We start from the raw sequence: 13,121 nt of genomic DNA, 5'->3' as shown, positions 1-13,121 counted from the left end.
CGCGATGGAGTCACAGCGAGCCGCGGCGATCGCGGCCGAGACGGCGGCGAGTGGTGAGGACGTCATCGCGATCGTCGACGACACGACGCACCACTATCTGCGCTGGTCCGCGAACGAGGTGACCGCGAACGGCGCCGCGAGCACGCGGACGCTGACGGTCATCGCGGTCAACTCGGTCGATGACGGCATCGGGAACGCGGCCATCACGCACCGGGGTCACCTCGACGAGAACACGGTCAGGAAGGTCGCGGACGCGGCACGTGCGGCGGCACTGCGCGCGGCTCCGGTCGCCTCGGCACCGTCCCTGCCAGGCGGTCACGGCACCGCCGGTAGGCCCGACATCGCGATGGAGGAGGCCCCGGCCGATGCTCCACCCGCGTACTGGAACGACCTCGCCGCCGACCTCGGCGCCGCGATGACGCGGGCGGATCGGCGGCAGCGGCTGCTGTACGGATATGCCGAGCGACAACGAAGGACAACCACCGTCAACGCGTCCACCGGACTCCATCTCACCAGCACGCAGGCGGTCGGGACCGTCGAGGCCGCCGCGTACGGCGCGGACGGGAAGGCATCGGCATGGCACGGCACGGCGATACCGGATTCCGGTGAGGCCGATGTGCCTGGAATTCACGACGAACTCGACCGCTGGCTCCACACGGCGAACCGGCGGGTCAGCCTGCCACCAGGTCGCTATGACGTGGTCCTGTCCCCAAGCTGCGTTGCCGACCTCATGGCGCGGCTTTACCGCGCCATGAGCGTCACTGAAGCGACAACGGGAGCGTCCCCGTTCGGGGACGGTGAAGGCGGCACCCGCATTGGCGAACGACTCACTCCCGCATCGCTCACGTTGCTCAGCGATCCGGCGGCACGAGGTCTTAGCTGTGACCCCTTCGTCATCACCCGCTCGCCGACACCGACGGCGTCCGTTTTCGACAACGGCTTGCCATTGCGGCGGACGCGGTGGATCAGCGACGGTGTGCTCTCCGCTCTTGTCGGCACACGGACAGCGGCCGAGTCCGCTGGCTGTCCCTTCACTCCGTGGATCGGCAACCTCGTGCTCACCGGAGCCGCCCCCGACCGCTCCCTTGACGAGATCGTCGCGGAGACGCGACGCGGGCTGCTCGTGACGTCACTGTGGTATCTCCGCGACGTGGACCCTCGGCGGCTCCTCATCACTGGACTCACCCGCGATGGTGTCTATCTCATCGAGGACGGTGAGATCGTCGCCGCGACGAATGACTTCCGTTTCAACGAAAGCCTGCTCGGCGTCCTGCGTCGGGTGACAGATGTCGGCACCACCGTGCCGACCCTGCCGCGTGAACCGGACAACGCGATGACCCGATTCGCGATGCCCCCGCTCGCGGTGCGTGACTTCACCATGTCCTCGGTGAGCGAGGCACCGTAGTGTCACCCAGCGACACCCGAGACCTTGCTGGCCTCATCGCGGCCTTACCCAAGACCGAGCTGCACCTGCACCTGGTCGGCGCCGCGAACACGGACGTGGTGAACGCACTCGCTCGGCGCCATCCCGGAACCGTCGTGCCCACCGATCCCGATGCGCTGCGGCGGCTTTGCCACGTGCCAGATTTCGACCGGTTCATCACCGTGTTCGGTGCGGTGACCCGCCTCATCACCACCCCGGCTGATGTGGTGATGCTCGTCGAGCGGCTGGCCGCCGACCTCACGGCGGGCAACGTCCGCTACGCGGAAGTCACCGTGACCCCGTTGAGTCATGTCAACGCGGGGATCGACCCCGACGCCCTCGCCGAGGCACTGACCGAGGGTAGGCGGCTCGCCGCCACCCGGCATGGCGTCGAACTCGCCTGGATCTTCGATATCTCGGGAGACGACGGCGTCGCAGCTGGCCACGCGACCGTGGACTGGGTGTTGGGCACCCAACCGGCCGGTACCGTCGCCCTCGGACTCGGTGGCCCTGAACGCGGCGTTCCGCGCGCGTGGTTCAAGGAACCATTCGCCAAGGCTCGTGCGAGCGGCCTGCGCAGCGTGCCACACGCTGGCGAGACAACGGACGCGGCTGAGGTCGCGGCCGCCATCGACGTACTCGGCGCGGATCGGATAGGTCACGGTATCCGTGCCGCCACCGATCCCGGGCTGCTCGAGCGGCTGGCGACCGAGAACATCACGCTGGAGGTGTGCCCAACGTCCAATGTGCGCACCGGCTCGGTCGACTCGCTCACGAACCACCCGCTACCCGAGCTGCGCGCCGCCGGAGTGCCGGTCGCGATCAGCACCGACGACCCAGGCATTTTCGGCACCACCCTTAACCACGAGCTCGAGGTGTGCGCCGATTGGTTCGGAATGAGCGGCGCCGAGCTCGCGGACATGGTGCGCACCGGCGTACGGGCCGCCTTCTGCTCCGAAACACGGCGTCACCAGTTGCTCCGCGAGATCGACGACATGCTCGGTCAGGACGACGCGACGGCCCGAGGCGCGGATCCGAACTCACCGACCGCCGCGATGTGATCCGGACCGCTACCACAGCAGCCACCAAGCAGACTCGCGCCATACTCGCCGTGCCATCGGCGCAGTGTCGCGGCGAAGTCGGCTGGTGAGACGGCGGCGGGGAACCCATCGCCGTCAGCCGCTCGTTCGGCGAGCCTGTCCTCGACGTTGGGATACGCGCCGAACCTGACGTCGCAGGAGTCGCTGAGCTCGGCGAGACAGGCCTCGGTCGTCTCCAGTGGCGCGCAGTTGACGAGTACCCCGTCGGCGCCGTCCCGCTCCACCGCGCGAGCCGCGTCGGCGAGAGGCTCCCCGGAGAGCAACCGAGCCCCGTCAGCACAGACGAAACTGACCCACGCTACGCCACCCGCGGCGAGTACCTGTTCCAGCGCGATCCGCGCCTCACGAATCGAGTTCATCGTTTCGATCAGCACGATGTCCACACCGGACCGCATTAGCTCCGTCGCGAGCCACTGGTGTTCCGCACGCAGTTCATCATCGTTCGGTACCAGGTCAGGCCGGTAACAGTCAGCGACAGGCGCCATCGAGCCTGCGATGACGGCGTCCGATCCCGCCGCCTGCCGCGCGGATTTCGCGACCCCTACTGCGGCGTGAACCATCCAGCCAAGCCCGGCGCCGTCAAGGCCGAGCGCGCGCAAAGAGCGCAGATTGCAGCGAAACGTGTTCGCGGTGAGTACCTGCGCGCCTCCCGCGAGAAAGCGCTGATGGATACCGCTGAGCACGGTCCTGTTCTTGTCGGTGAGCAACGCGCGCGTCGTCCACCAGGGACTTTCGACGGCGATCCCCGCGCGTTGCAACTCGGTCGCCGTCCCTCCGTCGATGCGGAGGACATCACCGTCACGTGCTGGCTCGGTCATGGTCGATCAGCTCCTTCCCTGGCGTGGCCACGCATGCCCGCACGCATCGCGGCGGACAGGTCATCAATGAGATCCGCGGGGTGTTCTATCCCGAGCGAAAGTCGAACCAGGTTGTCCGTGACACCGCGTCGCAGCAGATCGTCGCGGGGTATCGCACGGTGGCTCATGCTCGCGGGAAGCGCGAGCAGCGATCGCACCGCACCGAGGCTCACCGCGGCGCCGAACAACCTCGTACCGCCCAGCAGCGTTTCGGGGTCGCCGAGATACGCGAAACTCACCATCGCCCCGTGGCTCGACATCTGCCGTACGGCGACATCGTGCTGCGGATGGTCACTGTGCCCCGGGTAGTGCACCGCGCCCACGAACGGCGACTCTCCGAGTGACGCGGCGACGGACGCGGCGTTGGCACATTGCCTCGCGAACCGCAACGACAGCGTTTTCAGACCGCGATGCGTCAGATAGCAGTCGAGCGCTCCTGGCACGGCACCGGTAACAGACCGGTGCGCCAGCAACCGCTCGTGCAGTGCCGAGTCGCGATAGACGAGCGCGCCGCCGAGCACGTCGGAATGTCCCGCGATGAACTTCGTCGTGCTGTACAGGCTCACCTGGGCACCCAGCGCGAGCGGCTGCTGGGAGACCGGCGTCGCGAACGTGTTGTCCACGACGACGAGTGCGCCGACATCGCTGGCGCGCGCACTGATCGCGGCGATGTCGGCGATCCGCAACAGCGGGTTGGTCGGCGTCTCCACCCACACCATCGCCACATCGGGGGTGATCGCGGCGTCGCGCCGCTCCGGATCAGCCAGGTCCACGTAGTCGACTTCGATACCGAACCGACCCAGTGTTTGAAACAGCTCGTAAGTGCCGCCGTAGACGTCGTCCGACGACACGAGCTTGCTCCCCGGCGGCACCAGCGAGAGCACCGCGACGGCGGCGGCCTGTCCCGAGGAGAAGGTCAGCGCGAACGGTGCGTCCTCCAGTGCGGCGAGGCAAGACTCCAACGCTTCCCTCGTCGGGTTCTCCCCGCGCCCGTAGAACCGCGTCACCGGGTCTTGCGGCGACCGGTCGAACGTCGTGGCGACGTGGATCGGCGGCACGACATCACCGGTAACCGGCTGGGAGGACTGTCCCTCGTGCACCAACAGGGTGTCGAAACGCACCGGATCAGCTCGCGGCCTTGACGGCACGAACACACAGTGCCGTGCTCGGTAGTCGGATCGTCCCGTCGACGTCGCGGAACGGCAAGGTGGCATCGCCTACCGCGCGCCACGCCATCTCCTCGTCCTCGCCGAGCTGCTCCCGCAACAAGTCCCGCATCGGCGGCGGCGTGACCGCCTTGTTCAGCTCGATGTACTCCGCGGGGTCCGCGACGCTGAACGGCACGTCGAACTCGGTGACCGAGACGTCGACGAAGCCCGCGGTTTCGAGGTCGGCGGCGAGCGTGCCGGGATCGGAAAGGGAGAACGGTGTCGGCGCTTCTGGCGGCGGCGCTGGCATCTCCAGCCACCCGCTCAGCGCCTGGAACCCCAGTGACAGCATCGGCACCGTCTCAGCGGGTCCCCACGTCGATGCGGCGAGGACCCCACCTGGGCGCAACGCGCCCGCCAGCGAGCGCAACGCCGCGACCGTGTCGATCGCGAACATCAGTCCCCACCGGCACAGTGCCACGTCGAACTCACCGGTGGCGGCCGACTCGATATCGCCGACACGGAATTCGATGTTGTCGTACTCGGCAGCCCTGCGGCGAGCGATCGCGACCATGCCAGGCGCGAGGTCGAACCCGACGACCCTTCCCTCGGGGCCGACCACCCGCGCCGCCGTGAGCGCGGGCTCCCCGATGCCGGTCGCGGCGTCGAGCACCGTCATTCCCTCGCGAACCCCGCCCAGCTCGAGCAACTCCGCCGTCACCTCCCTCGCGCCGCGCTCGAAGGTCTCGCTGATGGCGAGCCAACCCTCGCTCGCACCATCCCAGTTGGCACGCTGCTGTTCCTTGTGCTGCACCGGGTCGAGCCGTGTCTGGGTCATGACCAGCCTTTCGTCGTCGCGGGGTCACAGGAAGCGGGTGTTGGGGTGCTCCGCGGTCCAGAACCCGGGGCGCACCGTGCGCAGCGCGGCGCGCACCCGCTCGATCTCGTCGACGGTGTTGTAGATGGCGAACGACAGCCGCACCGTGCCGACCATGTCCATGCTGTCGAGGAAGGTGCTAGCGCAATGCACGCCGCAGCGCACCGCGATGCCGTGCGCGTCGAGATGGGAGCCGACATCGTAGGGATGGATCCCATCGACGACGAGTGACACGATCCCGCATGGGTCCTTCCCCGGGTCGCCGACGACGCGAACCGCGTCGAGGTCATCAACCGCGTCAACGACCGCTCTGGTAAGCATCGCGTCGTGTGCGCGGACGCGGTCACGATCAAGGTCACGGAGAAAGTCAAAGGCCGCCGCGAGACCGATCGCGCCAGCCACGTTTGGTGTGCCCGCTTCCAACCTCGCTGGCACGCCGACGTACCGCACCGGTTCGGCGTGGCTGACGGCCTTCACCGTGCCACCGCCAACGTGATGCGGCGGGAGGTCTCCGAGCAGGTCCCACTTGCCATAGAGGACACCGATGCCCATCGGTCCGTACATCTTGTGCGCCGAGAAGGTGTAGAAGTCCACGCCGAGTGCCGTCACGTCAACCTCTCGATGCGCGACCGCTTGCGCACCATCGACTACGGTCACCACGCCGTACTCACGTGCCCGCGCGACCATGTCCGCCACCGGGTTGACCGTGCCGAGCACGTTGGACACATGGGCGATCGCGGCTATCCGCACGCGCTCGCCCATCGCGGCCGCGAAGTCAGCCTCGGCGACACGGCCATCAGCGCCGACAGGTACAACGACGAGCTCCGCGCCGGTCGTCTCACACAACCGCCGCCAGGGCAGCAGGTTGCTGTTGTGTTCCATACCGGTGATGACGACCTGGTCGCCAGGGCCAACCAACCGCCTCCCGATGGTCTCGGCGAGCAGGTTGGTCGCCGCGGTGCAGCTGGCCGCGAAGACGATCTCGTCAGCGCGCGCCGCGCCGATGGCCGCTCGAACGGTCTCGCGCGCGTCCTCATAACGGTCGGTCGCGGTGAGGCCGAGCGTGTGGTAGCCGCGCCCGACGTTGCTGTTCACCGTCGTGTAATAGGTCGTGATCGCGTCGAGTACGGCTTGCGGCTTCTGCGTGGTCGCCGCGTTGTCGAGGTATACGAGTGGGTCGCCATCACCTCGGTGAAGTATCGGGAACTGGTCCCTGATGGTCGTGGGAACGGGATCGTCCTGGAGCACCGGTTCGCGGGTGTGGGTCATGCTGACTCCTCTACGTCGAACATGCGGTGGAACGCGTCCAGATAGCGTCGTTCCAAGGCGATGATCTTCTGCTCGGGATACGGCCTCCTGTCGGGCGGCACGCGACCGTGACGGCTCGCGTACGGACCAAAGAAGAACCAGCAGATCTGACCAACGTGTTCCGCGAAGAGCACGGGATGCGCCTGTGGTGAGTACATCCGCATGTGGCAGTAGGCGGCCTTGAACTCACCGCGTGGGCCGAAGCCGTGACCGAACATCACGTGCCCGAAAATGTCATGGACGACCCGGAACACGTCGTTGTAGGTAAGGGGAACGCCACGCGCGGTGACACCGGCGGGCTCCCGCATCGGATGGTGACCGGTTACCGGCCCAGGCCCATGGCTGTCGCGCGTCAGTAACACCCGCAGCGTGCCTGAGCGCCGAACCTCGGTGTACAGCTGGCGAGAGTCGCGGTACGGCTGCCCATCTCCGTGCCACGGTTCGACGTGTATCCCGCTGTCGACGATGGCATCGTACTGGAGGCGGCTTTCCCGCTTCAGCACGTCATACCCGTTCCTGACGGTGTGCTCCGCGCTGAACGCCGGGGCACGCTCGAAGGCGGCGGCCACCTCCGTGGCGAAACCTGGGTCGAACCGGACCCGCAGCCCGGCGAGCCGGGCGATGGACAGGTCGTGGTCCAGTTCGGTGACAGCGTCGTCGAGATACCGCTGCGCGGTAGCGGCCAGCCAACGGGTCGTGATGCGCTGATGCTCCAAGTTCTCGCACTCCCACCCCTTCGCTATCGCTACATCTTATTGAAGCATACATCCTCGCGGGAACGCAGTCACTGATTCGCGAACAAGCCGGTTTCCTTGGCTATGTAAGGAGTTTTCGCAGGCTAAGACTCGGCGCCTTGCCCACCGCACCCGATTTCAGATAAGTTCATGGAGCTATAGTCGATCTTCCGGCGGGAGGGCATGTGACGGAGCAGGCGGTGCGGGATTACCTGCTGCTCGGGCTCCGCATCGGTGAACATGTGCCCGGGTTCGTCGACAGCTGGTTCGGTGATCCCGCGCTCGGCGAAACCGCGGCGACGCGGCCACGCACGCCACCCGAGCTGGTTCGGGACGCGACCGAACTACGCGAGCGGCTTGCCGATAGCGGACTCTCTCCCTCCCGCAGGCGCTACCTTGGAGCACAGGTGGTCGCGCTGGAGTGCACGGCAAGGCGGCTGGTGGGGGAGCCCATGCCGTTCACGACGGAGGCACGAGCCTACTTCGACGTCGACGTGAGCACTGGCGACGCGGACGAGTACCAGAGCGTGCACGACGAGATCCACGAGCTACTGCCTGGCACCGGCGATCTGCGTGCGAGACTGGCGGAATTCACGGCCCGCAACACCATCCCCGAACATCAGCTCCACCGAGCGGTGCGCGCCGTCTCCGACGCGCTACGCGAGCGCGTCAGCGAATTGGTACACCTACCTGACGGCGAGGGAGTGACCTACGAGCTGGTGCGGGACAAGCCATGGCACGCGTTCAACCTGTACCACGGCGGTTTCCGGTCGACCATCACGCTAAACGTCGATGCGGGCAAGAACCTCGCGGCACTCCCCTTGCTCGCCACGCACGAGGCGTATCCGGGACATCATGCCGAGCACTGCGTGAAGGAAGCCGAGCTGGTGACGCGGCGCGGCGAGGTGGAACACGTCATCTCACTCGTCAACACACCGCAATGCCTCGTGTCAGAGGGAATGGCCGAGGTCGCCCACCGCGCGCTGCTCGGCGACGGTTGGGGACGGTGGACGTCTACCGTGCTCGCCGAGTACGGCATCCACATCGAGGGCGAGATGATCGAGCGGCTACACCGGCTCTGGGCGAGGCTCCTGCCCGCACGGCAGGACGCCGCACTGCTACTGCACGACCACGGCTGGGATGCCGACGCGACCGCCGCGTATCTCGGCAGGTGGCTGCTGCTGCCCGATGACCGCGCGCACCACATGGTCCGGTTCCTGACCGACCCACTGTGGCGTGCGTACACCGTGAGCTATATCGAGGGCACGCGGCTCGTATCACGCTGGCTCGAGATAGATACCGCGGACCACGCCACCGTCAGGGACCGCTACCGGCGGTTGCTGCGCGAGCCGTTCGTGCCATCGTCCCTACGGGAGCAGCTGGCAGGCAGCGCCACCTGAACCACGCGGCGAACGCGGCGAGCGAATATTCGCAATACCTCGCCATCTTCGTAATGAATTTTCAATCAACATCCGCTGTTGGTGAACGCTCAGCATCCGGGCTTGTTGAAGATATTCGGTGTCATATCGAATAAAGCTGGACACCGTACCACCATCTCACCATGTGAATTGCGGCCGTTGACAGTTAATAAACATATAGTATGCTTCGTCGCCAGCGGCCGCCGCAGCGAAGTTCCCAACCACGACTAGAGGTCCCGGTGTATTAGCGCATCGAACCGACTGCGAACTAGGAGCTTGCCATGTCCCTCTCGGGGTCACCCAGAATTGTCAAGCGGCTGGCCGGCATAGCGGCTTCAGCGCTGCTGATCGGAACGACGAGTATCGCGAGCGCACTTCCGGCCGCTGGCGCCGGTGTGGAACGAATCCAGTCCGCTGTCACTGGATCTGACGGCAAGACCTACAGCATCACCAACCACATCACCCGGGACTGGCACGTCGGAGGAGACGGACGACGCCACGAGTGGCTGCTCGTCTGGACCGGTGATGAGGAGAGCGGCGCCGACGGCGCTCCTGACCCCGATTTCCTCGCCGTCGTGGACGCCACGCGGGGCCCCACCTACGGCAAGGTGGTCAACACCGTGACCATCGACTCGATCTTCGCCAACGAACCGCACCACATGCAGTACTCCTGGCATAAGGGCAACAAGGTGTACGCGGGTGGTCTGCTCAGTGACACCGTCTTCGTCTTCGATGTCAGCGAGCTTCCCAAGGTCACCTTGAGCGGCATCACATTGCCGCATGACACCCCATGCGGCACCGCGCCTGATGCCTTCGCCGTGCTCAACGACGGCACGGCGTACGGAACATGGATGGGTGGCCCCGACGTCGCGGGCCCATGCACGTACACCGACGGCCAGACTCGGGTCGGCAACGGACCGGCCGGTTCCCCTGGCGAGGTCGTCCGGCTGAGCGACGACGGCACCGTCCTCAGCGAGGCACCAGCCGCCAAGGCGGGCGGCGAGGATCCTCGGCATTGCCCGAACGAACCCGCCCTACCAGAACCCACTTGCGCCAACCCGCACGGTATCGCGGTCCGCGAGGACCTCGACCGGATGATCACGAGCGACTTCGTGGAGGTGCGCCATGTCGTGAGCGGTCAGGTACCTGACCCCAACATTCAGCGGAAGACGGTCCGGATCTTCGACATCAGCGACCGCGCACGGCCGAAGCTGCTGAATGTGAGCTACCTGCCGGACGGCCCGCGTCAGGACAACCCCTACACGCGCGAGGGCCTGCTCGCGATGGAGCCCGCCGTCACCCACCAGCCGCACCACAGGGGTGCCTTCGCGGCGACTGGCATGGGCGCGGTCTACTACACGCCGGACATCATGGTGGACGATCCAGAGTGGCGAGAGGTCTTCGACGATGCCACCGCGTTCAAGTCGATCTACCCGGAGAACACCCCGACCAGCGCCGCCGACGGCGGCAGCTGGCTCGCGCTGAGCCGCGACGACCGGTTCCTCTTCCACACCGTCATGTTCCCCGGCCAAGGCTCGCCCGAACCCAACACCCACGCCGGCATGATCTATACACTCGACGTTCAAGCGTTGCTCGCGTCCGGCGCGGACCCTCGCTGCCACATCGATCAGATCAGGGAGACGACAGAGGGCGGCGACGAGTCGGACTGCCCGAGCCTTGTCAACGCGGTGCCCATCATCGACAGGACGACCGGCGGACCGCACTGGGCGGCGCTAGACAACTTCCGCAAGGGCAAACACGGGTACTACCGCGAGTCGGACCGTGGCAGGCGGATCGTGTCGACGAACTTCTTCGTCTCGGCGACCCCGCTCAGCGGGAACAACCGGGTCTGCATGACCAACGTGAGCGGTTCGGGCAGGCTCAGCCCTGACACCTCGTTCCGCGACGAGCACACCGGGGAACGCTGCCTCAACTTCAACCGAACCCAGTGGCCGCACGGCGCTACGGGCGCGGCACTCCCGCACGGCGTGCTGTTCGCGGTCGCGGACAAAGACGTACGCTAAATGACCAGTGTGGCGCACGGCTTGGTCCCGTCGAGCACGGGAAATGGTGCCGTGCTCGCGGTCGCCATCGCGCTCGGCTGCGCCGTCGTCGCCCTGGGAGTGCTTGTGCCGCGCGGCCGAGCTCGGCGTCACCGGCGCTCTCCCAGCATGGTGGCCCTGACGCTCACCGCGGCCATGCTCACGGGTGTCGCTACCTATCTTGTCGGTAGCGACACCCACGCCCCGGAGCCCGGTGTTCCCTACGGCACCCAGATCAGCCTGGGTGGCGAGCGGGTCGGCGTCGTGATCGCTCCCCACCGGCCCGGTGTGAACCTCGTGCATATCTCACGGAAAGGAGTCCTGATCGGACTGGACCGGGAGCGGTTGCGGGCCACGACGTCCCGGCCGGGCGCGGGCTACGGGTGGGCGACCGTGCGACTGCGCAAGGACACGGAGACCCTATGGCTCAGCCGTGGCGATGACATCGTGGAAGTTCCCATTTCACCCGGCGATACCGCGCCCGCCGATGTCGGCTTCGCCGGGCCGGACGGACCGGAGTGCCTCAGCCTCGCGCATGGCGCGTTGCTCGCGGACAAAACGCCACCGAACCAGTGTCCCAGCGGACGGCTCGGCGACGCGGACGCCGCGGCGCTGCGCGAGGCGATGCGGTTCATCTCGGACAGAGGGCATGAGATGGTCAGGCTGGTCGGGGACGACTCGCCCCGATCAGCCGCTGCCGAGGACATAGTGCGCTCGGCGAGCGAACGCCACGGCATCCGCGTCTGCGCCGGACTGCTGTCGAAGCGGAGCGGGTGCCCGGCGCGACCGATTCCCGCCGTCGTCGTGGCGGGGTGGGAGGCGGCGGATGCCGCGGTCAACGACCTCGCCACCGGAACGTTGCGTTCCCACGGCACCTACTTGGCACCGTGGTTGCTCACCCCAGGACTACTCACGCCGCCGGCCGGACAGGTCATCCCGCTGCGTTACCCTGCGATGGACAAACCGGCGTTGCGCTACCTGACGGCGGCGGGAACCGACGGCTTCGCCGTTCCGCCATCCACGGGCGGCTACCTCGCCTGGCGCGAGGATCGCGACGATCCAGCCGAGGAGACGGTCAGGATGTACGCGTCGGCGAGCCTGACACAGCCATTCGAGCACCACACCCATCACGCGAGCTGGTTGCCTGGCGGCTCCGTTGTCCCCATCAGCAACCCGCTCCAGGACACATCATCGCGATGAGGAGTAGTGGATGACGCAGCCTACGGGTTCGCTCACCAAGCTGGGACGTACCGGTCTCACCGTCAGCAGGCTCTGCCTCGGCACCGTCAACTTCGGCGGCAGGGTGGACGAGCCTGATGCCAGGCGGCTGCTCGACTATGCCATCGAGCGTGGCATCAACATCGTCGACACGGCGAACATGTACGGCTGGCGCGTCCACAAAGGGTTCACCGAGGAGCTGATCGGCCGGTGGCTCGCCGACCGGCCGTCGATGCGAGACGAGATCGTGCTCGCCACCAAGGTCGGCAACCCGGTCACCGACGGGCCGAACGACCAGGGGCTTTCCGCGCGGCACATCATCGCCGCGTGCGACGCGTCGTTGCGGCGGCTCGGCACCGATTGGATCGACCTCTACCAGATGCACCGCGCCGACGACGCCGCGAGCTGGGACGAGATATGGCAGGCGATGGACACCTTGGTCGCGCAGGGCAAGATCCGTTACGTCGGTTCCTCGAACTTCGCGGGATGGCGTATCGCCGCGGCGCAGGAAGCCGCACACCGCAGGCAGGCACTCGGCATCGTTTCCGAGCAGTGCCTGTACAACCTCGTCACCCGGCACGCCGAGCTCGAGGTGATTCCCGCGGCGGAGGCATACGGTGTGGGAGTCTTCGCCTGGTCGCCGCTGCACGGCGGCCTGCTCGGTGGTGTCATAGGAAAGCTCGCCGCTGGCACGGCCGTGAAGTCAGCACAGGGCAGGGCGGTCCCCGCGCTCGAGATCCACCACGATGCGATCGAACGCTACGAAGCACACTGCGCGAACATCGGCAGGTCCCCCGCCGAGGTTGGTCTCGCCTGGACGCTGGCACGGCAGGGGGTGACCGGCGTCGTAATCGGCCCACGGACCACGGACCACATCGACGACGCCTTGCGCGCGCTGGCGAACCCACTCGACGAGGCGACCACCACGACCCTCGAATCATTGTTCCCCCCGGTCGGCGCGGGTGGTCAAGGGCCGCACGCGTGGCTGAGCTGAAC

Annotated in this window: 11 protein-coding genes; 6 read left to right on the top strand and 5 right to left on the bottom strand. The window is 66.9% G+C overall.

Annotation, left to right across the window (positions count from 1 at the left end):
• Positions 1-4: 4 nt before the first annotated feature.
• Positions 5-1,405, top strand: coding sequence for a metallopeptidase TldD-related protein (locus ACFQGD_RS06440; protein WP_345405761.1), 1,401 nt, complete (start codon positions 5-7; stop codon positions 1,403-1,405).
• A complete protein-coding gene (add, locus tag ACFQGD_RS06435) occupies positions 1,405-2,484 on the top strand; it encodes an adenosine deaminase (protein WP_345405758.1) in 1,080 nt (359 codons plus the stop codon). Before ACFQGD_RS06440 ends, add begins: the two co-directional genes overlap by 1 nt.
• Here the strand turns inward: add and ACFQGD_RS06430 are convergent.
• Genes ACFQGD_RS06430 through ACFQGD_RS06410 form a run of 5 tightly spaced genes read right to left on the bottom strand, consistent with a single transcriptional unit; the run spans position 2,427 to position 7,429 of the window.
• Positions 2,427-3,341, bottom strand: a complete 915-nt coding sequence (locus ACFQGD_RS06430) for a homocysteine S-methyltransferase family protein (protein ID WP_345405755.1) — start codon at positions 3,339-3,341, stop codon at positions 2,427-2,429. The genes add and ACFQGD_RS06430 overlap by 58 nt on opposite strands.
• Positions 3,338-4,501, bottom strand: coding sequence for a trans-sulfuration enzyme family protein (locus tag ACFQGD_RS06425; RefSeq protein WP_345405752.1), 1,164 nt, complete (start codon positions 4,499-4,501; stop codon positions 3,338-3,340). Before ACFQGD_RS06425 ends, ACFQGD_RS06430 begins: the two co-directional genes overlap by 4 nt.
• 4 nt (positions 4,502-4,505) lie before the next feature.
• Positions 4,506-5,366, bottom strand: a complete 861-nt coding sequence (locus ACFQGD_RS06420) for a class I SAM-dependent methyltransferase (RefSeq protein WP_345405749.1) — start codon at positions 5,364-5,366, stop codon at positions 4,506-4,508.
• A 24-nt stretch (positions 5,367-5,390) separates the two neighbouring features.
• Complete coding sequence (locus tag ACFQGD_RS06415; protein WP_345405746.1) at positions 5,391-6,674, bottom strand: aminotransferase class V-fold PLP-dependent enzyme; 1,284 nt, start codon at positions 6,672-6,674, stop codon at positions 5,391-5,393.
• Complete coding sequence (locus ACFQGD_RS06410) at positions 6,671-7,429, bottom strand: crotonobetainyl-CoA--carnitine CoA-transferase (RefSeq protein WP_345405743.1); 759 nt, start codon at positions 7,427-7,429, stop codon at positions 6,671-6,673. Before ACFQGD_RS06410 ends, ACFQGD_RS06415 begins: the two co-directional genes overlap by 4 nt.
• 203 nt (positions 7,430-7,632) lie before the next feature.
• On the opposite strand from ACFQGD_RS06410, the gene ACFQGD_RS06405 reads away from it, so the two are divergent.
• The 4 genes from ACFQGD_RS06405 (at position 7,633) to ACFQGD_RS06390 (ending at position 13,119) form a co-directional block, all read left to right on the top strand.
• Positions 7,633-8,847, top strand: a complete 1,215-nt coding sequence (locus ACFQGD_RS06405; RefSeq protein ID WP_345405740.1) for a DUF885 domain-containing protein — start codon at positions 7,633-7,635, stop codon at positions 8,845-8,847.
• 299 nt (positions 8,848-9,146) lie between these two features.
• Positions 9,147-10,889, top strand: coding sequence for a hypothetical protein (locus tag ACFQGD_RS06400; RefSeq protein WP_345405737.1), 1,743 nt, complete (start codon positions 9,147-9,149; stop codon positions 10,887-10,889).
• Entirely contained in the window at positions 10,890-12,107 is a 1,218-nt protein-coding gene (locus ACFQGD_RS06395; protein ID WP_345405734.1) for a hypothetical protein, read from the top strand.
• Positions 12,108-12,117: 10 nt separating this feature from the next.
• On the top strand, positions 12,118-13,119 hold the full coding sequence (locus tag ACFQGD_RS06390) for an aldo/keto reductase (protein WP_345405731.1): 1,002 nt from the start codon (positions 12,118-12,120) through the stop codon (positions 13,117-13,119).
• The last annotated feature ends 2 nt before the right edge of the window (positions 13,120-13,121 follow it).

Source organism: Haloechinothrix salitolerans, from assembly GCF_042662605.1.
Classification (GTDB): domain Bacteria; phylum Actinomycetota; class Actinomycetes; order Mycobacteriales; family Pseudonocardiaceae; genus Haloechinothrix_A; species Haloechinothrix_A salitolerans.
This window is presented reverse-complemented; position numbering and strand designations above follow the sequence as displayed.